This window comes from Trinickia fusca, assembly GCF_003628145.1.
In the GTDB taxonomy this organism is placed as follows: Bacteria; Pseudomonadota; Gammaproteobacteria; order Burkholderiales; family Burkholderiaceae; genus Trinickia; species Trinickia fusca.
In genome coordinates this window covers 70,058-90,795 of record NZ_RBZV01000017.1, presented here as the reverse complement: position 1 = coordinate 90,795, position 20,738 = coordinate 70,058, and the positions used below count along the sequence as shown (strand labels likewise).

26 protein-coding genes and 1 pseudogene are annotated in these 20,738 nt (G+C 64.1%); 16 read left to right on the top strand and 11 right to left on the bottom strand.

Annotation, left to right across the window (positions count from 1 at the left end):
• A pseudogene (locus D7S89_RS25215) lies at window positions 1-824 on the top strand (hypothetical protein); the annotation flags it as partial.
• The gene (locus tag D7S89_RS25210; RefSeq protein WP_121281602.1) at window positions 821-1,048 is read left to right on the top strand and encodes a hypothetical protein; all 228 of its coding nucleotides are present in this window, start codon (window positions 821-823) and stop codon (window positions 1,046-1,048) included. The pseudogene D7S89_RS25215 and the gene D7S89_RS25210, both read left to right, overlap by 4 nt.
• 48 nt (window positions 1,049-1,096) lie before the next feature.
• Here the strand turns inward: D7S89_RS25210 and D7S89_RS27290 are convergent, their stop codons facing one another.
• On the bottom strand, window positions 1,097-1,333 hold the full coding sequence (locus tag D7S89_RS27290) for a hypothetical protein (protein ID WP_147426763.1): 237 nt from the start codon (window positions 1,331-1,333) through the stop codon (window positions 1,097-1,099).
• 70 nt (window positions 1,334-1,403) lie between these two features.
• Window positions 1,404-1,748, bottom strand: a complete 345-nt coding sequence (locus tag D7S89_RS28355) for a hypothetical protein (RefSeq protein ID WP_147426762.1) — start codon at window positions 1,746-1,748, stop codon at window positions 1,404-1,406.
• Window positions 1,749-1,986: 238 nt separating this feature from the next.
• Here D7S89_RS28355 and D7S89_RS25205 point away from each other — a divergent pair, with 238 nt between their 5' ends.
• The 6 genes from D7S89_RS25205 (at window position 1,987) to D7S89_RS25180 (ending at window position 5,113) form a co-directional block, all read left to right on the top strand.
• A complete protein-coding gene (locus D7S89_RS25205; RefSeq protein WP_121281601.1) occupies window positions 1,987-2,310 on the top strand; it encodes a type II toxin-antitoxin system RelE/ParE family toxin in 324 nt (107 codons plus the stop codon).
• Window positions 2,307-2,642: a helix-turn-helix domain-containing protein gene (locus tag D7S89_RS25200; RefSeq protein WP_121281600.1), complete on the top strand. Its 336-nt coding sequence runs from the start codon at window positions 2,307-2,309 to the stop codon at window positions 2,640-2,642. Before D7S89_RS25205 ends, D7S89_RS25200 begins: the two co-directional genes overlap by 4 nt.
• Before the next feature lie 88 nt (window positions 2,643-2,730).
• Window positions 2,731-2,940 (top strand): type II toxin-antitoxin system RelB family antitoxin, encoded by a 210-nt coding sequence (relB, locus tag D7S89_RS25195; RefSeq protein ID WP_121281599.1) that lies wholly within the window; start codon window positions 2,731-2,733, stop codon window positions 2,938-2,940.
• 387 nt (window positions 2,941-3,327) lie between these two features.
• Window positions 3,328-4,005: a CsgG/HfaB family protein gene (locus D7S89_RS25190; protein WP_121281598.1), complete on the top strand. Its 678-nt coding sequence runs from the start codon at window positions 3,328-3,330 to the stop codon at window positions 4,003-4,005.
• Window positions 4,006-4,063: 58 nt separating this feature from the next.
• Window positions 4,064-4,426: a DUF4810 domain-containing protein gene (locus tag D7S89_RS25185; RefSeq protein ID WP_121281597.1), complete on the top strand. Its 363-nt coding sequence runs from the start codon at window positions 4,064-4,066 to the stop codon at window positions 4,424-4,426.
• A gap of 12 nt (window positions 4,427-4,438) precedes the next feature.
• Complete coding sequence (locus D7S89_RS25180) at window positions 4,439-5,113, top strand: DUF799 domain-containing protein (RefSeq protein WP_121281596.1); 675 nt, start codon at window positions 4,439-4,441, stop codon at window positions 5,111-5,113.
• Between the two features lie 67 nt (window positions 5,114-5,180).
• Here D7S89_RS25180 and rng read toward each other — a convergent pair whose 3' ends face one another.
• From rng to upp, 9 genes are all read right to left on the bottom strand, one after another.
• A complete protein-coding gene (gene rng / locus D7S89_RS25175; RefSeq protein WP_121281595.1) occupies window positions 5,181-6,644 on the bottom strand; it encodes a ribonuclease G in 1,464 nt (487 codons plus the stop codon).
• A gap of 24 nt (window positions 6,645-6,668) precedes the next feature.
• Window positions 6,669-7,301 carry a Maf family protein gene (locus D7S89_RS25170; RefSeq protein WP_121281594.1) on the bottom strand — a complete coding sequence of 211 codons (633 nt, stop codon included), beginning with the start codon at window positions 7,299-7,301 and terminating at the stop codon, window positions 6,669-6,671.
• 52 nt (window positions 7,302-7,353) lie between these two features.
• Window positions 7,354-7,824 carry a 23S rRNA (pseudouridine(1915)-N(3))-methyltransferase RlmH gene (gene rlmH, locus D7S89_RS25165; RefSeq protein WP_121281593.1) on the bottom strand — a complete coding sequence of 157 codons (471 nt, stop codon included), beginning with the start codon at window positions 7,822-7,824 and terminating at the stop codon, window positions 7,354-7,356.
• Between the two features lie 27 nt (window positions 7,825-7,851).
• The gene (gene rsfS, locus D7S89_RS25160) at window positions 7,852-8,379 is read right to left on the bottom strand and encodes a ribosome silencing factor (RefSeq protein WP_121281592.1); all 528 of its coding nucleotides are present in this window, start codon (window positions 8,377-8,379) and stop codon (window positions 7,852-7,854) included.
• Window positions 8,380-8,381: 2 nt separating this feature from the next.
• A complete protein-coding gene (locus tag D7S89_RS25155; RefSeq protein ID WP_121281591.1) occupies window positions 8,382-9,098 on the bottom strand; it encodes a nicotinate-nucleotide adenylyltransferase in 717 nt (238 codons plus the stop codon).
• A 31-nt stretch (window positions 9,099-9,129) separates the two neighbouring features.
• On the bottom strand, window positions 9,130-10,053 hold the full coding sequence (gene hemF, locus D7S89_RS25150; RefSeq protein WP_121281612.1) for an oxygen-dependent coproporphyrinogen oxidase: 924 nt from the start codon (window positions 10,051-10,053) through the stop codon (window positions 9,130-9,132).
• 158 nt (window positions 10,054-10,211) lie between these two features.
• The gene (gene purD / locus D7S89_RS25145) at window positions 10,212-11,489 is read right to left on the bottom strand and encodes a phosphoribosylamine--glycine ligase (protein WP_121281590.1); all 1,278 of its coding nucleotides are present in this window, start codon (window positions 11,487-11,489) and stop codon (window positions 10,212-10,214) included.
• Window positions 11,490-11,610: 121 nt separating this feature from the next.
• Window positions 11,611-12,339, bottom strand: a complete 729-nt coding sequence (locus D7S89_RS25140) for a YebC/PmpR family DNA-binding transcriptional regulator (RefSeq protein WP_121281589.1) — start codon at window positions 12,337-12,339, stop codon at window positions 11,611-11,613.
• 225 nt (window positions 12,340-12,564) lie between these two features.
• Window positions 12,565-13,215: a uracil phosphoribosyltransferase gene (gene upp, locus D7S89_RS25135; protein ID WP_121281588.1), complete on the bottom strand. Its 651-nt coding sequence runs from the start codon at window positions 13,213-13,215 to the stop codon at window positions 12,565-12,567.
• A gap of 156 nt (window positions 13,216-13,371) precedes the next feature.
• On the opposite strand from upp, the gene D7S89_RS25130 reads away from it, so the two are divergent.
• The 8 genes from D7S89_RS25130 (at window position 13,372) to kdpC (ending at window position 20,640) form a co-directional block, all read left to right on the top strand.
• Entirely contained in the window at window positions 13,372-14,151 is a 780-nt protein-coding gene (locus D7S89_RS25130) for an SDR family oxidoreductase (protein WP_121281587.1), read from the top strand.
• Window positions 14,152-14,277: 126 nt separating this feature from the next.
• Window positions 14,278-14,667 (top strand): methylglyoxal synthase, encoded by a 390-nt coding sequence (locus D7S89_RS25125; protein WP_121281586.1) that lies wholly within the window; start codon window positions 14,278-14,280, stop codon window positions 14,665-14,667.
• A gap of 80 nt (window positions 14,668-14,747) precedes the next feature.
• Window positions 14,748-15,722, top strand: a complete 975-nt coding sequence (locus D7S89_RS25120) for a quinone oxidoreductase family protein (protein WP_121281585.1) — start codon at window positions 14,748-14,750, stop codon at window positions 15,720-15,722.
• A 172-nt stretch (window positions 15,723-15,894) separates the two neighbouring features.
• Window positions 15,895-16,008, top strand: a complete 114-nt coding sequence (locus D7S89_RS25115) for a potassium ABC transporter ATPase (protein ID WP_121281584.1) — start codon at window positions 15,895-15,897, stop codon at window positions 16,006-16,008.
• Window positions 16,005-16,097, top strand: a complete 93-nt coding sequence (locus D7S89_RS25110) for a potassium-transporting ATPase subunit F (RefSeq protein ID WP_121281583.1) — start codon at window positions 16,005-16,007, stop codon at window positions 16,095-16,097. Before D7S89_RS25115 ends, D7S89_RS25110 begins: the two co-directional genes overlap by 4 nt.
• Window positions 16,094-17,899, top strand: coding sequence for a potassium-transporting ATPase subunit KdpA (gene kdpA / locus D7S89_RS25105; protein ID WP_121281582.1), 1,806 nt, complete (start codon window positions 16,094-16,096; stop codon window positions 17,897-17,899). The genes D7S89_RS25110 and kdpA overlap by 4 nt, the downstream gene beginning before the upstream one ends.
• A 34-nt stretch (window positions 17,900-17,933) precedes the next feature.
• Window positions 17,934-20,018 (top strand): potassium-transporting ATPase subunit KdpB, encoded by a 2,085-nt coding sequence (gene kdpB, locus D7S89_RS25100; RefSeq protein ID WP_121281581.1) that lies wholly within the window; start codon window positions 17,934-17,936, stop codon window positions 20,016-20,018.
• A 34-nt stretch (window positions 20,019-20,052) separates the two neighbouring features.
• Window positions 20,053-20,640, top strand: a complete 588-nt coding sequence (gene kdpC / locus D7S89_RS25095; RefSeq protein ID WP_121281580.1) for a potassium-transporting ATPase subunit KdpC — start codon at window positions 20,053-20,055, stop codon at window positions 20,638-20,640.
• The last annotated feature ends 98 nt before the right edge of the window (window positions 20,641-20,738 follow it).

The following is a 20,738-nucleotide window of genomic DNA, read 5'->3' as shown; positions in this document are numbered from 1 at the left end:
ATCACTTCCTGCCTAGTGTTAGTCAAAAACACAGTCTTATGCCTACCCGTTATTTTAAGTGGGAGGCTGTGTCCGGTGTTTCAGGGGGCTGCTCCAATCTGAACGCGACGGGGTTGTTCAAGTACGACCCGATCGTCGATGGAGGGCTCGATAAGCTTGCACAGGCGTGGGATTGGGGCGGCGCAGGTGTAGGTCGTGGTGCGTCGAACTTCGTTCGTGGAGGTGCTGCGGACTTCGTGAGCCAGTTCCTCAACCAGATGAAGTCTGATGCTCAGCGTACGATGTCCGAATCCCCTGCGAGCCTGGTGGCTCAGAGCGTCGCGAATGGCGTGAGCGCGATTGCGGGAGCAGGGGGCGGTGAGGGGCCAACTGCGAGTCCGGGGCTGCAGTTGGTAACTTCCACGGGGGGGCAGGCTGCGGAGGCCTCGCTGAGTACAACGGGGCATGGGCCGAGCAATGCGACGCTCAATAGTGGGGATAGCGATCAGTCGATTGGCGGGAGAAGTATCAGTGACTGGTCCGATGCTGCAAAGGTACCCGACCCATCCGATAGGTCAGGCGAGTTAGCCGGGGCGGGCCGGGCGTTGCAGAAGCACGGTGGCCGGGACGGTAGCTCGTTTCCCGCTGCTAAAGGGAATCCTGCGGCAATCAACGAGCAAGGGCAGAAAATCGTCGATGAAATTCTGAATGATCCCGGACGTACTGTTGAGCAAATGAACCGTGGACGTTACGGTGATGTCATCGAAGTCCGGGCTTCTGATGGGCGAGGTATTCGGTATCGGGTGGACGGAAGATTTATTGGTTTTTTGGAGCCGAACAAATGAAATCGCTAAGGGCGCAGATTGCAAGCGTGACTGACAGGGAGAACCTCATCTACGAAATCTGGCACGAAAACAGGCAGGTTGCCGAAGTATCGAAGGAGCCAGGTAGTGATTACGAGATCGAGATTTATCCGGCAGCCAACAACGGAGCATGGCACTTCGATTTAAACGAATTCAAAGCGATGCTGGAAGACGCGATCAAGGAGCTAGCGAGTAACCCGCAGTAGGCTGATTCAGCAAACCCGGTCCCGGCCGGGCCTGCTGTTTGTGAGGTGCTAGAAGCGCTCGGGCGAGATGGTAAGGCAGTGGTTTCGGTAGTCGAAGGAGAGGCGCATGCGCTGCCCTGAAGCGAAGCCAACGCGGTGGAGCCAGAGGTCGGCGACCTGCATCCAAGGCATGAAAGCGGGAGTGGGCTGTGTGGTGCCGTAGTCGGGCGAATCGCGTAGCGTCACGGCGCAGCTGTCGCGCAGGCGTGTGCGTGATGGGTGTGGTTTAAGATTGGCATCAGCCATGGTCAGTTCCTCCGTCGAACTGGTTGTGGTCAGCGGGCCGTGAGTGTTGGTAGCACTCACGGCCCGCGCTTCAATTGAGCAGTTCAGTTCTCCTGCTGTTTCTCCCTTCCTTCCTTAGCCGCTGACGAGGCCGACGATCTGCTTGGCCTGGTACTTGAGGATCATGCCGTTGAGCACGGCCTTGATGATGGCGCACCCCTCCTCGGCGCATATGACCGATGGCCTTGAATTGCAAGCGCAGATCGTCGGAGGGGCCGTGCTCGTTGGCTTCGAACACCAATAAAAAGGCAGTCACGCCACGCGCGCCGCTGCCCTGATCGGTCTGCCAGACGATCCGCAGATCCTGTATCACCGGAGGCGACCATTTCTGGAGTGGATGCGGGTGCGCAACTACAGCGAGGGGACCGTCGAGCATCAGGGGACGCACTTGCGCGCGTTCATTTCGTAGTGCGACGGGCGGGGCGTGACGCGCCCGCGGGAGGTAACGCGCCCAGTGCTGGATTGGTATCAGCGTTACTTGTTCCTGTATCGCAGGAAAAACGGCGAAGCGCTGTCGGGACGCAGCCAACATATGCAGCTGGCTCCGATCAAGGTGTGGTTCCGGTGGCAGGTGTGCAATCACCCGCGGCTCGTGCTACCTGTTCCGGCAAACGATGGCGACGCTGATGCTGGAGAACGGGGCGGACGTGCTCCCCTCCACCGCTCGCCGAGAGGCGGGCTTCCAGCTTGGGCGGGTTCAGGCAGGACTGGACCCTGACGACTGGAAACCGCTCGCCGACATTGGTTCTGGCATGCGAGAAATCCGTATTCGTGACAGCGCGGGAATTTACCGGGTGATGTACGTGGCCAAGTTCGAGGAAGCGATCTATGTGCTGCATTGCTTCCAGAAGAAGACGCAGGCTACGTCAAAGCACGACAAAGAGATTGCCGAAACTCGCTACCGAGTGGTAGTTCGAGAAAGGAAGGAGCAGAAATGAGCAAGATCGATACGCGCATCCGCCATGTGACGAAGCCCGGAGCGAACCTGTTTGCCGAACTGGGCTTCGCTTCTGACGAGGCGCAGCGGTATCAAGATGAGTCGCGGGCTCTGATCGGCCAAACGCTGGCGCTCAAGGAGCAGCTCATGGGCGAGCTCGCTTCGTGGATCGAGGATCACCATCTGAAGCAAGCCGAAGCCGCTGAGGTACTGCACGTCACGCGGCCTCGCGTCTCGGATGTGGTCAATAAGAAGGCTGGCAAGTTCACGATTGATGCTCTGGTGGAGATGCTGGCCCGCGTCGGCAAGCCGGTAAAAGTGGTTATCGGTTGAATGTTGTTCGCTGCGGCATGAACGTCGTTACGCGGTAACGACGTCCCGGGTTGGAAAGCGGGTGCTCGATGAGCGTATCTTACGACCCATGCCTACAATTCTTTCCCCCATCGAATCGGAATTCGCCACGGTCGAAGAGGCCGAAGCGTACGACCGCTGGTTACGAGCCGAGATGGAGGCTGCGCTGCGCGAGGCAGACGCCCCCAATGTGGTGTTCGTTCCCCATGACGAGGTGATGGCCGACATGGAGGCCCTCATCCGAGAGGCAGCGCTGAGAATTGCAGCTAGACGGTCTTGACGGCCTGACAGAGTCGACTTGACCGGATACGCATGCTGTCTATCGTCTGGCTTCCCGCCGCACGCCACAATGTCACGCATCATTGGCTTCATCGCTCAAGGATCATCAGCGCCGCGGCGCTATAAAAACGAATCCCCACACACCGGCACAATCGCGGCGATCGCCTTCGGCTACAATCCCCCGCAAACATCGATAAATACGAACCATAAGTGACGGGGCCATGATCAGTAGCGGTTTTTGTAGAAGTCCCGCGCCATCTCAGCGCGATTGCGACTCGAAAATTCAAACCAATTCATAAGAGTCCGACCACGATCGACTAGGCGAACTAGACGATCGCTACGGCACGTTTCCGCGCGACCACGCGCGTTTCAAAAAGGGATTAAGCACTTGAGACCATCAAAAAAATACGGTGTCCTGATCACTGCATTGGTCGCAGCCGCATTGAGCGGCTGCACGACTGAATCGTCGCGCACGCTTCCAGTACAACCAGTCGCGAGCGCACAGACGCCGTTCACGGGCAAGCCCGTGCAAATCGCCGTCGGCAAATTCGACAACCGCTCGAGCTACCTGCGCGGCATCTTCTCGGATAGCGTCGACCGCCTCGGCAGCCAGGCGAAGACGATCCTCGTGACGAGCCTGCAGCAAAGCCGCCGCTTCACCGTGCTCGATCGCGACAACCTCGACGAGATCAAGCAGGAAGCGGGCTTCCAGAAGAAGGCTCAGGCAGTGAAGGGCGCCACGTACCTGATCACGGGCGACGTGACCGAATTCGGCCGGAAGGAAGTCGGCGATCAGCAGCTGTTCGGCATCCTGGGCCAAGGCAGGCACCAGATCGCCTACGCGAAGGTGAATCTGAACGTCGTCGATACGACGACTTCGGAAGTCGTCTTGTCGAGCCAGGGGGCCGGCGAGTTCAGCTTGTCGAATCGCGAGGTCATCGGCTTCGGCAGCACCGCGTCCTACGACTCGACGCTCAACGGCAAGGTGCTCGAGCTCGCGATTCAAGAGGCGGTCAACCACCTCGCGGAGCAGATCGACGCCGGCGCGCTCAAATCGGCGCAGTGACGTCGGAGCCGCGACGCGCTTCGATTCCACCTCCGATCGACATCCATAACGATAGAAGATGACATTGACCAACATCGCCCGCAGCGCCGGGCTGCCGGCGCTCGCCGTGACGATCCTCGTCTCCGGCTGCGCGGCAAATAACGACACCTCGCTTTATCAGTGGGACGCCTATCAGCCGCAAGTCTACGAATACTTCAAGGGCAAGACCGCCCCTGACGCTCAGATCGACGCGCTCGAAAAGGCACTCCAGCAGATCCAATCAAAGAACGGCAACCCGCCGCCGGGCTTCCACGCGCATCTGGGGATGCTCTATGCGAGCGTCGGCAAGGGCGATCAAGCCCTACAGGAATTTGGCGAGGAGAAGCGGCTCTTCCCCGAGTCGTCCGCCTACATGGACTTCCTGATGAAGAAACCCAAATAACGCGAGGCAGCCATGTCCAAACTCAATTTCCTCAAGCGTCTGCTGGCGCTGTCTGCCGTGGTGATGCTCGCGGCTTGTGCGAATCAGCAGGGGGCACACCGCAGTTACGTGGCGTTCAAGAAGAACAAACCGCATTCGATTCTGATCTTGCCGCCGATCAACGAAACCACCGATGTGCTGGCGTCGGATAGCATGCTGTCGCAAATGACGTTGCCGGTCGCCGAAGGCGGCTACTACGTCGTGCCTGTCGCGGTGATGGAAGAGACGTTCAAGCAGAACGGCTTGACGACGCCGAACGACATTCAGGATGTTTCGCCGCAAAAGCTGCGCGACATCTTCGGTGCCGATGCGGCGCTGTACACGAAGGTGACGCGATACGGTTCCGTGTACGAGGTGGTTGATAGCACGAGTGTCGTTGATGCGTCGGCGAAACTCATCGACCTACGTAGCGGCGATACGCTGTGGCACGGCCACGCACGCGCGACGGGCAAGGAAATCGGCACCAACGTCGACATCAACGCCGGCTTGCTGTTCATGTTGGTGCAGGCGGCCGTCAAGCAGGTTGCCCATACGATCACCGATGAAAGCCATGACGTCGCTGGCCTGACGAGTTCGCGCCTGCTGCACGCAGGTCCGCCGGACGGCTGGATGTACGGTCCGCGCTCGCCGAAGTACGGGACGGACTGACGCGCGAGCCCGTTGATGCAGATGCCCGCGCCCAAGGCGCGGGCTATTCAGCCCGCACCATGCCTCCTCACATCAGCACGATGTCGTACTGCTCCTGACTGAGATTCGACTCGACCTGCAACGAGACAGGCTTGCCGATGAAGTCGATCAGCATCGCCAGATGCTGCGACTCCTCATCGAGAAACAGATCGATCACCTGCTGCGACGCCACCACCCGAAACTCGCGCGGATTGAACTGCCGTGACTCGCGCAGGATCTCGCGCAGCACGTCATAGCAGACAGTGCGCGGCGTCTTCACCTGCCCCTTGCCCTGACACGTAGGGCAGGGCTCGCACAACACATGCGCCAGCGATTCGCGCGTGCGCTTGCGCGTCATCTCCACCAACCCTAGCTGCGAGAAGCCGTTCACGGTCGAGCGCGTTCGATCGCGTGCGAGGGCCTTCTTGAGCTCGCCGAGCACGGCATCGCGATGCTCGGCGTTCTCCATGTCGATGAAGTCGATGATGATGATGCCGCCGAGATTACGCAGGCGCAGCTGCCGCGCGATCGTGTGCGCGGCTTCGAGATTCGTCTTGAAGATCGTATCGTCGAAGTTGCGCGCGCCGACATAGCCGCCCGTGTTGACGTCGATCGTCGTCATCGCCTCGGTCTGGTCGATCATCAGATAGCCGCCCGACTTCAGATCGACACGACGCGACAGCGCCCGCTGAATCTCGGCCTCGACGTTGTACAGATCGAACAGCGGCCGCTCGCCCGTGTAGTGATGCAGCTTCGGGCTCACGGCCGGCGTGAACTCCGCCGCGAACTCGGCCAGCATTTGATGCGTCTCGCGCGAATCGACCTGAATGCGCGTGGTCTCGTCGTTGACGAAGTCTCGCAGCACGCGCTGCGCAAGGTTCAGGTCTTGATAGAGCAGGCTGGTAGGCGGCAGCCGCTGCGCCTGGGCGACGATCGTCGCCCAGGTTTTGCGCAGATAGGCGACATCGGCCCCGAGCTCTTCGCTCGTCGCATCCTCGGCGATCGTGCGCACGATGTAGCCGCCTTTCTCCTCGCTAGGCACCACGGCCATGAGTCGCGCACGAATCGCCTCGCGTTCGGCTTCGCTCTCGATCTTCTGCGAGATGCCGATATGCGGCTCCTGCGGCAGATAAACGAGCGTGCGGCCCGCGATGCTGACCTGCGTCGACAGCCTGGCCCCCTTCGTACCGATCGGGTCTTTGATGACCTGCACCGTCAGCGTCTGTCCTTCGAACACCGTCTTTTCGATCGGCTGCGGGGTCGGCGTATGCTCGCCCGCGATGCGCGGATGCCAGATGTCTGCCACGTGCAGGAAGGCGGCGCGCTCGAGCCCGATGTCGATGAACGCGGACTGCATACCGGGCAGCACGCGCACGACCTTGCCCAGATAGACGTTGCCGACGCGTCCGCGCGAGAGGGTGCGCTCGACGTGGAGCTCCTGCACCGCGCCTTGCTGGACCAGCGCGACGCGCGTTTCCTGCGGGGTCACATTGATCAGAATCTCTTCGTTCATGTCTGGTTCGAAATCGAAACGGCTTCAGAAGTCGACGCGGGCCTGGCGCAGCAGCGCGGCGGTCTCAAAAAGGGGCAGACCCATGATACCCGAATAGGATCCCTCGATATGCTCGACGAACTCGGCGGCGCGGCCCTGGATGCCATACGCGCCGGCCTTGCCGAGCGGCTCGCCCGTCGTCGCATAGCGGCGCAGCGCGTCGAGCGGCGCCGCGGCGAAGCGCACCGTGGAGCGCGACAGCGCGGGTGGCAGCAGCGCGCCGTCGGCGTCGACGACGGCCAGTGCCGTGAACACTTCGTGGTCGCGTCCGGCCAGGCGCGCCAGCATCTCGACCGCGTGCTCGACGTCGTCAGGCTTGCCGAGGATCGCGCCGTCGATCGAAACGGTTGTGTCCGCAACGAGAATCGGTGCGGTGGCATGGCTGCCGGCGACGAGCCGGGCTCGCGCGGCTTCGGCCTTGGCGACGCACACACGCTGCACGTACACCTGCGCCGACTCGCCATCGCGCTCGGCTTCGAGCGCTTCGGCATCTTCGTCGGGGCGCGGCAGCAGCAATTCGAAGCGCACGCCGAGCTGCCCGAGCAGTTCCTGCCGGCGTGGGCTTTGTGAGGCGAGATAAACGAACGGGTACGGCGAGGAGTGGTTTGGCTGCGGCATCTAGCGTTCTCGTGAGGCGGCGATGCGCCGCTTCACGAAACGTGACGGCGCATCAGACGCGGTGATAGGGGTGATTCTGCGTGATGCTCCACGCGCGGTAAAGCTGTTCGGCAAGCAGCACGCGCACCATGCCGTGCGGCAGCGTGAGGCTCGAGATGCGCAGCAGCAGTTCAGCACGCGCCTTGACCTGCGGATCGAGGCCGTCGGCGCCGCCGATGACGAACGCCACGTCGCGTCCTTCCTGCTGCCAGGTCGGCAGCGCCTCGGCCAGCTGCATGGTGGTCCAGTCGCGCCCGCGTTCGTCGAGCGCCACGACGCGGGCGCCCTTGGGCAGCGCCGCTTCGATGCGCTGACGCTCGGCCGCCATCACGCTTTGCGCCGTGCGCCCGCCCGTGCGCGGCTCGGGCTTGAGTTCACGCAGCTCGATGCGCAACTCGGGCGGCATGCGCTTCGCGTATTCGTCGAAGCCGGCCGTGATCCAGTCAGGCATCTTGTGGCCGACGGCGAGGATATGCAGTTTCATCGATCGTGCCGTACCGCTTTCGGCGCGTTAGCGCCGGCCCGAGCTCGTCTTGCGGGCCGGGCTCGCCGCAGCCGTTTTGCGCGCAGCGGGCTTGGCCGTCTTGGTGGCGGCAGTCTTGCGCGCTGCCGGCTTCTTCACAGCCGGGGTAGCGTCTTCGTCTTCCTCGTCGTCCATCGGTTCGCTGGCGTGAGCGCCGCCGAAGCCGCTCGTGTTCGCGAGCTTGATGCGCACGGGCTTGTCGCCCCAGATCTCTTCGAGGTTGTAGTACTGGCGCAGCGCCGGTTGCAGGATGTGCACGATCGCGTCGCCGCAGTCGACGAGCACCCATTCGCCGATGTCCTCGCCTTCCGTGCTGATGATGTCGCCACCCGCTTCCTTGACCTTGTCACGCACGCTCGAGGCGAGCGCCTTCGTTTGCCGGTTCGAGGTGCCGCTCGCGACGATCACGCGATCGAACAGTTCGGTCAGATGGCTCGTGTTGAAGACTTTGATGTCTTGCGCTTTGACGTCTTCGAGGGCGTCCACGATTGCGCGTTGCAGTTTACGAATGTCCATGGTTACTGATGGTACAGATGATGTTGAAGAATATAGTCCCAGACCGCCGCCGGAATCGTATCGGGGGCGCTCTGCGTATTGGGAACGAGGTGTGCGCGCAGGTGCGTGCGGATGTCGGTGGCCGACACGTCGAGGGCGAGCGTCGTGTCGATCAGCAAATGCCCGCTCGGTGTCCCGCGTACGTGTGTGTCGTCGGCACGGCGCCGCGCAAGCTCGTGCGCCAGCTCCGGGGAGAGCGAGGCGAGATCGAAGCCGGGCCGCGTGGCCGCGCACACGTGCGCGAAATCGAACAGATGCCGCCAGTCACGCCAGGTATCGAGGCGCAGCAGCTGGTCCGCGCCGATCAGCAGCGCGAGCGAGGCGTCGAAGCCTTCGCGCGCGCGCCAGCGCGTGAGCGTCTCGACGGTATAGGTCGGGCCGTCGTGCTCGATTTCGTCAAGGGCGACCGTCACGGTCACGCCCGGCAGCGCGAGCGAGGCGGCGGCTGCGCGCGTCATCTCGAGACGATGGTGCGCGCTGGAGACGTCGGATTTTTGCCAGGGCTGGCCAGCCGGCAACAGGACGAGTTCGGTCAGCTGCAGCAGCTCGGCGAAGCGCCGAGCCAGCGCAAGGTGGCCATTGTGGATCGGATCGAACGTACCGCCGAGCAGCCCCACGCGGCGTGGCAGCGGGATGGGTGCGTCGGGTGCGGCATGGGCTGACGGGGCGGGCGAATTCAGTTGTCGATCCTTGATGCGGGCGAGCGGCGGGTCAGAGCCACTCGCGAGGTTTTAAGAAGTCGCTGTAGAGCCGGGCCTCGGGGCTGCCGGCCTCCGGCTGCCAGTTATAGCGCCAATTCGCCATGGGCGGCATCGACAGCAGAATCGACTCGGTGCGGCCGCCGCTTTGCAGGCCGAACAGCGTGCCGCGATCATAGACGAGGTTGAACTCGACGTAGCGGCCGCGCCGATAGCCCTGGAACGCGCGCTCGCGCTCGCCATACGGGGTCGCGTGCCGTTTTTCGAGGATCGGCAAGTAGGCTTCGATGAACGCGTCGCCGACGCTGCGCATCATCTCGAACGAGCGCTCGAAGCCGAGCTCGTCGAAATCGTCGTAGAAGATGCCGCCGACGCCGCGCGTCTCGTTGCGATGCTTGAGGAAGAAGTAGTCGTCGCACCAGTGCTTGAAGCGCGGGTACAGCTCGGCACCGAACGGCGCCAGCGCATCGCGGCAGACACGGTGAAAGTGCACGGCGTCTTCCTCGAACGCGTAGTAGGGCGTCAGGTCCATGCCGCCGCCGAACCAGAACACGGGCGCTTCGCCTTCCTTCGTGGCGCACAGCAGCCGCACGTTCATGTGGGCCGTCGGGCAGTACGGATTGCGCGGATGCATGACCAGCGACACACCCATCGCTTCGAAGCCGCGGCCCGCTAGCTGCGGGCGCGATGCGCTGGCCGACGGCGGCAGCGCGCCGCCGCGCACGTCGGAGAAGCCGATCCCGCCGCGCTCGATCAGTGCGCCGTCCTCGAGGATGGTCGTCACGCCGCCGCCCGCCAGGCGCTCGCCGGCCGGCCGCTCCCACGCGTCGCGCGTGAAGGGCTTGCCGTCGAGGGCGCCGAGCGCGTCGGCAATGCGCGTCTGCAGGCCTTGCAGGTAAGCGCGAACGGGAGTGGCGTCGAAAGTCGAGGCGGTCATCGGGGTCGTCATCGGGGTGGTCATGATAGGCAAGCGCGGGCGCTTCAGGCTACAAGTGTCAGGGGCTGTCGTCACCAGGACGGGCTGTTCCGATTTTAACGAACGCCCGCCCTCGACCCCCGCGGCTTTCAGCCGCGCACCGCGCTTGACGTACCCCCTCAATGTTTGCGGTTGACCGCGCGATAACCGATGTCGCGACGGTACTGCATGCCGTCGAACGAGATCTGGTTGATCGTTTCGTAAGCGGCAGACTGCGCGCCACGCACCGAATCGGCCAGGCCCACGACGCACAGCACGCGTCCACCCGAGGTCACGAGCTTGCCGTCGTCGACGAGCGCCGTGCCGGCATGGAACGTGACGGCCGCATCGGTCTCGGGCGGGATGCCGCCGATGCGATCGCCCTTGCGCGGCGTGTCGGGGTAGTTGTGCGCGGCCAGCACGACGCCGAGCGCCGTGCGACGGTCCCACGTGAGCTCGACCGTGTCGAGCGTGCCGGCGATGGCCTGCTCGAGCACCTTCGAGAAGTCGCCCTTCAGGCGCGCCATGATCGGCTGCGTTTCGGGGTCGCCCATGCGGCAATTGAATTCGAGCGTCTTCGGATTGCCTTCGGTGTCGATCATCAGGCCCGCGTACAGGAAGCCCGTATAGCGGATGCCTTCCTTCTCCATGCCGCGCACGGTGGGCAGAATGATCTCGCGCATCACGCGCGCGTGCAGCTGCGGCGTGACGATCGGCGCGGGCGAGTAGGCACCCATGCCGCCCGTGTTGGGGCCGGCATCGCCGTCTTGCAGCCGCTTGTGGTCCTGGCTTGAGGCGAGCGGCAGCACATGCTTGCCGTCGACCATGACGATGAAGCTCGCTTCTTCGCCCTCGAGGAATTCTTCGATGACCACGCGAGCGCCTGCATCGCCGAGCTTGTTGTCGGCCAGCATCATGTCGACGGCCGCATGGGCTTCGTCGAGCGTGGCGGCGACGACGACGCCCTTGCCAGCCGCGAGCCCGTCGGCCTTGATCACGATCGGCGCGCCCTGCTTGTCGAGGTAGGCATGCGCGGCAGCGGCGTCGGAGAACGTTTCGTACTCGGCCGTCGGGATGCCGTTGCGCTTCATGAACGCCTTCGCGAAATCCTTCGAGCTCTCGAGCTGCGCGGCTTCCTTGCTCGGCCCGAAAATCTTCAGGCCACGCTGGCGAAAGAGGTTCACGATGCCGGCCGCGAGCGGGCCTTCCGGGCCGACCACGGTGAGGGCGATCTGCTCTTTCTCCGCGAAATCGGCCAGCGCTTCGGGATCGGTGATGGCGATGTTGAGCAGGCGCTCATCCTGTGCCGTACCGCCGTTGCCCGGCGCGACGTAGACGAGCTGCACGCGCGGCGATTGCGCGAGCTTCCAGGCGAGCGCGTGTTCGCGACCGCCGGAACCGACGACGAGTAGTTTCATATGATTCCCCGAAGACGTAAAAGAGGGACGGCCGGCGCAAGGCGCCGGCCGTAGAATCTGGGCTCTTTAAGCGAGCGCGCCGCGCCCGCCGCTCGGCTGCGCGCGACGCTTGCCACGCTGGTTACTCCAGGACGATCGAGGCGTTCGTGTACACCTCTTGCACGTCGTCGAGATTCTCGAGCGCGTCGAGCAACTTTTGCATCTTCACCGCGTCTTCGCCAGTGAATTCCACTTCCGTTTGCGGCTTCATCGTCACTTCGGCGATTTCGGCCTTGAAGCCCGCTGCTTCGAGCGCGGTCTTGACCTTGGTGAAATCGTGCGGCGGCGACAGCACTTCGATACTGCCGTCGTCGTTCGTGAGGACGTCGTCGGCGCCGGCTTCGAGTGCCGCGTCCATGAGCTTGTCCTCGGGCGTGCCGGGCGCGAAGATGAATTGTCCGACGTGATCGAACAGGAACGACACCGAGCCGTCCGTGCCCATGTTGCCGCCGAACTTCGAGAACGCGTGCCGCACTTCGGCGACGGTGCGCGTGCGATTGTCGGTCATCGTGTCGACGATGACCGCAGCGCCGCCGATGCCGTAGCCTTCGTAGCGGATTTCTTCGTAGTTCGCGCCATCGACACCACCGACGCCGCGTTGGATCGCGCGATTGATGTTGTCCTTCGGCATGTTCGCGTCGTAGGCCTTGTCGACGGCGAGGCGCAGACGCGGGTTCGAATCGGCGTCGCCGCCGCCCATGCGGGCCGCGACTTGGATTTCCTTGATCAGACGAGTCCAGACCTTGCCGCGCTTGGCGTCGGCAGCGGCTTTCTTATGCTTGATGTTGGCCCATTTGGAATGACCAGCCATACCGTTTCTCCGTCGCGTGCGCGCTGGGCGCACGCATGATGCGTTTTGTCGGTGCGAATGTGCGAATGGTCGCGATATCGGGCGGCGCGTCGCGCGCGAGCTTGAGCGGTAAGCAGGGCGGGCCGCTCGATGAGCAGAAGGCGATTTTAACATGCCGCTTCCCGCCGGGAAGCGGTAAGCGGCGGGGCAGGTGGGGCGCGGCCGGCGCCGAGCGCCCCCTATTCGTCAGTTCTTTGTGCCGAACAGACGATCGCCGGCGTCGCCGAGGCCCGGCACGATGTAGGCGTGCTCGTCCAGGTGCGAATCGAGCGACGCGACGTACAGCTTGACGTCCGGGTGTGCCTGCTGGAACACCTCGACGCCTTCCGGGGCCGCCACGAGCGCGAGAAACAGGATGCGGTCGCCGGGCACGTTGCGGCGCTTGAGCACGTCGATGGCGTGCACGGCCGAGTAACCCGTCGCCACCATCGGATCGCACAGGATGAAGATGCGGTCCTCGACGTCGGGCAGGCGCACGAGGTATTCGACGGGGCGATGCTCCGCGTCGCGATACACGCCGATGTGGCCGACGCGTGCCGACGGAATCAGCTCGAGCAAGCCGTCGGACATGCCCACGCCCGCGCGCAGCACGGGGACGATCGCGAGCTTCTTGCCGGCGATGACGGGCGCGTCGATTTCGACGAGCGGCGTAGCCATGCGCTTGGTCGTGATCGGCAGGTTGCGCGTGATCTCGTAACCCATCAGCAAGGTGATCTCGCGCAGCAGCTCGCGGAACGTGCGTGTGGACGTGTCCTTGTCGCGCATGTGCGTGAGTTTGTGCTGGATCAGCGGATGGTTGAGGATGAAGAGGTTCGGAAAGCGGCTGTCTTGTTTCATGGGCGCCACGCGTCAATAGATTGGGGATGGGCGCAAGTTTACCGAAAGACGGGGCGGCCGCGCGGATCCGATGCGGTGCTGTGCGCGCCTTCGGCAGCGAACAAGCGATTCTTCTACAATCGTCCGCATTCGTTATCCGAACCGTCAGGAACACGTATGGACATGGGAATCGCTGGGCGACGTGCGCTCGTGTGCGCGGCGAGCAAGGGTCTCGGGCGCGGCTGTGCCGAGGCATTGGCCGCGGAGGGCGTGGAGCTCGTGATCGTGGCGCGCACGGCCGAGACGCTCGAGCAAACGGCCGACGACATCCGTGCGAAGACAGGTGTGCGCGTACGCACGGTCGCCTGTGACATCACGACGCCTGACGGCCGCGCACAGGCACTGGCGGCCTGTCCCGAGCCCGACATCCTCGTCAACAACGCGGGCGGCCCGCCCCCGGGCGACTTCCGGCAGTTCACGCACGACGACTGGCTACGTGCGCTCGAGGCCAACATGCTGACGCCGATCGCGCTGATCCAGGCCACCATCGACGGCATGATCGCGCGCGGTTTCGGTCGCATCGTCAACATCACGAGCTCGTCCGTGAAGGCGCCGATCGACGTGCTGGGCCTGTCCAACGGCGCGCGCTCGGGCTTGACGGGCTTCGTGGCCGGCGTGGCCCGCAACGTCGCGCAGCACAACGTGACGATCAACAACCTGTTGCCGGGCCTGTTCGACACGGACCGCATCGCGGCCACGTTCACGGCGCAGGCGTCGAGCAAGGGAGTCAGCCTCGATGAGGCGCGCCGCGCGCGCATGAAGACGATTCCGGCTGGCCGCTTCGGCGAACCCGGTGAATTCGGCAAGGCCTGCGCGTTCCTCTGCAGCGTGCATGCGGGCTACATCACGGGGCAGAACTGGCTCATCGACGGCGGCGCGTACCCCGGCACGTTCTGACGACGTCGCGTCCGCGTTAGCGCAGCGTCCCGCACCCGCGGCGTCCGAGCCGGATTTCCCCGCCGTCGCCCGCCGCCTCACACTATTACTGCATCGACCCCGCATCAACGAGCAAGGAGCCGTGTCATGACCCCACGCGTTGCGCTGATCGCGCACGACCACAAGAAAGACGACATCGTCGCCCTCGCGGGCGAATACGTCGGCACGCTGCGCCGCTGTGCGCTCGTCGCGACCGGCACCACGGGCGGGCGCATCGCAAGCGCGCACGGGCTCACGGTCGAGCGCATGCTGTCGGGCCCGAAAGGCGGCGACCTGCAGATCGGCGCGCAGCTCGCGCAAGGCGAAGTCGATGTGGTCATCTTCCTGCGCGATCCCATGACACCGCAGCCGCACGAGCCCGACATCAATGCGCTCGTGCGCGCATGCGACGTGCACAACGTGCCGTGCGCGACGAACGTCGCCACCGCGCGCATGATTCTCGACGCGCTGGCGGAGCGCTCTAGCGACGCTGCCTGAGCGTGCGCCGGCCAGCAGCAGGCGAACCAACCGAATCAACCGCAGCACCCGAACCAACCGAACACGAGAAGGAGAGCACGATGGTCAAGGCGATTCGATACGAACGCACGGGCGGTCCTGAAGTGATGCAGTGGGTCGACGTGGAGGTCGGCGAGCCCGGTCCTGGCGAAGTGCGCATCGCGCAGCGCGCCGTGGGCCTCAATTACATCGACGTGTACTTTCGCACCGGTCTCTATCCGCAGCCATTGCCGGCCGGACTCGGCATGGAGGCGGCCGGCGAGGTCACGGCGGTCGGCGCCGGCGTCACGCATTTGAAGAACGGCGATCGCGTCGCGTACGTCGCGCGGCCGCCCGGCGCTTATTGCGAAGCGCGCGTGCTGCCGGCCGCGGCGCTCGTGAAGCTGCCCGATGCGGTGTCGTTCGACGATGCGGCCTCGGCGATGCTGCAAGGCCTGACCGCGCAGTATCTGCTGCGCCAGACCTATCGCGTGCAGCCGGGGCAGACGATCCTGATCCATGCGGCCGCCGGCGGCGTGGGCCTGTTCGTGTGCCAGTGGGCCAAGGCGCTCGGCGCGACCGTCATCGGCACGGTCGGCTCCGACGAGAAAGCCGAGCTAGTCAAGGCGCACGGCTGCGACCACGCGATCGTCTACACGCGCGAGAACTTCACCGAGCGCGTGAAGGAGATCACGGGCGGCGCGGGGGTGCCCGTCGTCTACGATTCGATCGGTAAGGACACCTACAAAGGCTCGCTCGACTGCCTCGCGCCGCTCGGCTACTTCGTGAGCTTCGGCAACGCATCGGGGCCGCTGCCGCCGATCGAGTCGTCCGAGTTCTCGAACCGCGGCTCGCTGTTCTTCACGCGGCCGACGCTGTTCTCCTATATGGGCCAGCCCGGTGCACTCGAGGCGATGGCGGCCGAGCTGTTCGACGTCCTGTCCTCGGGCAAGGTCAAGACCAACATCCGCCAGCGCTATGCGCTGAAGGACGTGGGAGAGGCGCATCGCGATCTCGAGGCGCGCAAGACGACGGGGTCGACGATCCTGATCCCCTGATGCGGCAAGCGCGGCGCAGCCCGAGCATTGCGTAAGCAAAACGAAAGCGGCGTCCAGCGCCGCTTTCGTCGTTTACGCGTTGTTTACGCGTATGCGAAAAGGTTTGACCCGTCATTTACGCGGGCTTCCCTACGATTACACCGTCCAAAATCCGTTCAAATGGAGAACATAAATGGATGTGGTGTATGTCGGGGGCATCGTGCTGTTCGCGGCGCTGACCTTCGCGTTGATTGCGGGCTGCGACAAGCTCTATCGGGCACGCCGCGGCCAGGGGGAACGCTCATGACCTGGATGCTGTGGTTATCGGGCGCGGCGACGGCGCTGCTGTTCGCTTATCTCGTCTATGCACTGCTGTGCGCGGAGGACATCGAATGAATTCGAACAACCTCCTGCAAGCAGCCGTTTTCCTCGTCGTTCTGCTGGCTGCTGCCGTGCCCGTATCGCGCTACATCACGCGCGTCATGGACGGCAGCTCGCGCATCGTGCGCCTTGGCGGCCCGATCGAGCGCTTCTTCTATCGGCTCGCCGGCGTCGATGCGAACGCCGAGATGAACTGGAAGCACTACGCGCTCGCGACGATCGCGTTCAACGTGCTCGGCACGATCTTCACGTATGGGCTGCTGCGCGTTCAGCAATGGCTGCCGGGTAACCCGCAGCAGTTCGGGCCGATGACGGTCGACAGCGCCTTCAACACGGCCGTCAGCTTCGCGACTAACACGAACTGGCAGGACTACACGCCCGAGGCGACGGTCAGCTATCTGACGCAGATGCTGGGCCTGGCGACGCACAACTTCCTGTCTGCGGCCACCGGTATCGTCGTCGTCATCGCGCTGATCCGCGGCTTTGCGCGCCATACGGCGCAGACGATCGGCAACTTCTGGGTCGACCTCACGCGCGTGACGATGTACGTGCTCGTGCCGATGTCCGTCATCGTGGCTGCCGTGCTGATGAGCCAGGGCGTCATTCAGAACATGAAGACGTACGAGGACGTGCCCGTGCTGCAGGCGACCACCTATTCGGCGCCCAAGCTCGATGCGCAAGGCAATGCCGTGAAGGATGCGAAGGGCAACCCGGTGATGGTCGACACGCCGGTGACGAAGCAGACGATCGCGATGGGCCCGGTCGCCTCGCAAGAAGCGATCAAGATGCTCGGCACGAACGGTGGCGGTTTCTTCAATGCGAACTCGGCACACCCGTTCGAAAACCCGACGCCGTTCTCGAACTTCGTGCAGATCTTCTCGATCCTCATCATTCCGGCCGCGCTGTGCCTCGTGTTCGGCAACATGGTGATGGACCGCAAGCAAGGGATCGCCGTGCTCGCCGTCATGACGATCGCGTTCGCAGCGGCCGTGGTGACCGAGGTCGGCGCCGAGCAGGCCGGCAACCCGCTGTTCAGCACGCTGCACGTCGATCAGTCGGCGAGCCAGCTGCAAGCGGGCGGCAACATGGAAGGCAAGGAAACGCGCTTCGGTATCGCGCAGACGGGCATCTTCACGGTGGCGACGACGGTCGCGTCGTGCGGCGCCGTCGACGCCATGCACGATTCGCTGACGCCGATCGGCGGCCTCGTGCCGATGCTGTCGATGCAGCTCGGTGAAGTGATCTTCGGTGGGGTCGGCTCCGGCATGTACGGCATGCTCGTGTTCGCGCTGCTCGCCGTGTTCGTCGCAGGCCTGATGATCGGCCGCACGCCCGAATACGTCGGCAAGAAGATCGAATCGTTCGAGATGAAGATGGTCTCGATCGTGATTCTGCTTACGCCGCTGCTCGTGCTCGTCGGCACCTCCGTGGCCGTGCTCACGGCCGCAGGCAAGGCCGGCATCGCGAACCCGGGCCCGCACGGTTTCTCGGAGATTCTCTACGCGTTCAGCTCGGCGGCGAACAACAACGGCAGCGCGTTTGCGGGTCTGTCGGTGAACACGCCGTTCTACAACTGGATGACCGCCATTGCGATGTGGTTCGGCCGCTTCGGCACGATCGTGCCCGTGCTGGCGATCGCCGGTTCGCTGGCCGCTAAGAAGCGCGTGGCCGTCACGAGCGGCACGATGCCCACGCACGGCCCGCTGTTCGTCGTGCTGCTGCTCGGCACCGTCTTGCTGGTCGGCGCGCTGACCTACGTGCCGGCGCTCGCGCTGGGCCCCGCCGTCGAGCATCTGATGATGATCGCGGGCCATTGATCGAGGAACGCGACAAGCGCATTCGAGAATTCACATGACTCAACATTCCGCTACTCGGTCCATGTTCGATCCGGCGCTGGTGCGCCCGGCGATCGTGGACTCGTTCAAAAAACTGACGCCGCGTACGCAGCTGCGCAACCCTGTGATGTTCTGCGTGTACGTCGGCAGCATCCTCACGACGATCCTGTGGCTGGCTGCGCTCGCGGGCCAGGCCGAAGCGCCGTCGGGGTTCATTCTGGCCGTCACGCTGTGGCTGTGGTTCACCGTGCTGTTCGCAAACTTCGCCGAAGCGCTCGCAGAAGGGCGCTCGAAGGCGCAGGCCGCGTCGCTGCGCAGCGCCAAGCGCGACGTGATGGCGAAAAAGCTCAATGAGCCGCATCCGAAATCGCCCGTGCGCATCGTCACGGCCACCGACCTGCGCCGCGGCGATGTGGTGCTCGTCGAAACGGGCGACACGATTCCCGCCGACGGTGAAGTCATCGAAGGCGTGGCGTCGGTCGACGAATCGGCCATCACGGGCGAATCGGCACCGGTGATCCGCGAATCGGGCGGCGACTTCTCGTCGGTGACGGGCGGCACGCGCGTGCTGTCTGACTGGATCGTCGTGCGCGTCACGGCCAATCCGGGCGAAGCGTTCCTCGACCGCATGATCGCGATGGTCGAAGGCGCCAAGCGTCAGAAGACGCCCAACGAGATCGCGCTGACGATCCTGCTCGTGGCGTTGACGATCGTGCTGCTGCTCGCCACGGTGACCCTGTTGCCGTTCTCGATGTTCTCGGTCGAGGCGGCCAAGGCCGGCCATGTCGTCACGATCACGGCGCTCGTCGCACTGCTCGTGTGCCTGATTCCGACGACGATCGGTGGCTTGTTGTCGGCGATCGGCGTGGCCGGTATGAGCCGCATGATGCAGGCCAACGTGATCGCGACGTCGGGCCGCGCAGTCGAAGCGGCCGGTGACGTCGACGTGCTGTTGCTCGACAAGACCGGCACCATCACGCTCGGCAACCGGCAGGCATCGAGCTTCGTGCCGGCCCCGGGTATCGCCGAGGAGGCGCTCGCCGATGCGGCGCAGCTGTCTTCGTTGGCCGACGAAACGCCCGAAGGCCGCAGCATCGTCGTGCTCGCCAAGCAGCGCTTCAACATCCGCCAACGCGACATGGCTGCGCTGCATCCGACGTTCATCGCGTTCAGCGCACAGACACGCATGAGCGGCGTGGACCTGGCCGACCGCGAGATCCGCAAGGGCGCGGCCGACGCGTTGAAGACGTACGTCGAAGCGAACGGCGGACGCTTTTCGCCGGAAGTGGCGAATGCGGTGGCCGAAGTGGCCCGTCGCGGCAGCACGCCGCTCGTCGTGGCTGAAAAGGTTGGCGGCGCGGCACGCATCCTGGGCGTGATCGAGCTCAAGGACATCGTGAAGGGCGGCATCAAGGAGCGCTTTGCCGAACTGCGCAAGATGGGCATCAAGACCATCATGGTGACCGGCGACAACCGGCTCACGGCGGCGGCCATCGCGGCCGAAGCCGGCGTGGATGACTTCCTGGCCGAAGCCACGCCCGAAACGAAGCTCAAGACGATTCGCGCGCATCAGGCCGAAGGCCGGCTCGTGGCGATGACGGGCGACGGCACGAACGACGCGCCGGCGCTCGCGCAAGCCGACGTGGCCGTGGCGATGAACACGGGTACGCAGGCGGCGAAGGAGGCGGGCAACATGGTCGACCTCGATTCGAACCCGACCAAGCTCATCGAGATCGTCGAGATCGGCAAGCAAATGCTGATGACGCGCGGCTCGCTGACGACGTTCTCGATCGCCAACGACGTGGCCAAGTACTTCGCGATCATTCCGGCCGTGTTTGCGACGACCTATCCGCAGCTCAACGCGCTGAACGTCATGCATCTGGCGACGCCGGCATCGAGCATCATGTCGGCGGTGATCTTCAACGCGCTGATCATCGTGATGTTGATCCCGCTCGCGCTGAAGGGCGTGCGCTACCGGCCGCTCGGCGCGGCCATGCTGTTGCGCCGCAACCTGCTGGTCTACGGGCTTGGCGGCATTCTCGTGCCGTTCGTCGGCATCAAGCTGATCGACATGGTGCTGGCCGCACTGGGCTGGGTTTGATTGATCGGCTCGTCATTGCCAAGGAAATGTGAAAATGAACTCCTTCTTTCGTCCGCTTCTCGTCGTCTTCGCCGTGCTGACCGCGATCACCGGGCTCGCTTATCCGGCCGTCGTCACGGCCATCGGGCAAGCGGTCTTCCCGTTCCAAGCCAACGGCAGCATCATCGAGCACGATGGCAAGGCCGTGGGCTCGGCGCTGATCGGCCAGCAATTCGATGCGCCGAAGTACTTCTGGGGGCGTTTGTCGGCGACCAGCCCGCAGCCGTACAACGCCTCGAACTCGGGTGGCTCGAACACGGGCCCGACGAATCCGGCGCTCGCCGATGAGGTGAAAGGCCGTATCGAGGCGCTGAAGGCGGCCGGCACGGACATGTCCAAGCCGGTGCCCGTCGATCTGGTGACGTCCTCGGGTAGCGGGCTCGATCCCGAGATCAGCCCGGCCGCGGCGGTCTATCAGGTCGAGCGCGTAGCCAAGGCACGCAATATGTCGGCGGCCGACGTCGAAGCGATCGTCGCGAGCAACACGAGCGGGCGTCAGTTCGGCCTGTTCGGCGAGCCGCGCGTGAACGTGCTGAAGCTGAACCTCGCGCTCGACGCGGCTGCGCACGGCAGCCACGGCTGAGCAGGGGCCTAGCTGTGCAAAGGCGGCGCCGCCGGCATGGGGCGTCGCCTTTGCCTTTTGCGCGCGGTGCTTCGACAATAGGAGCATCGCGCACTTGT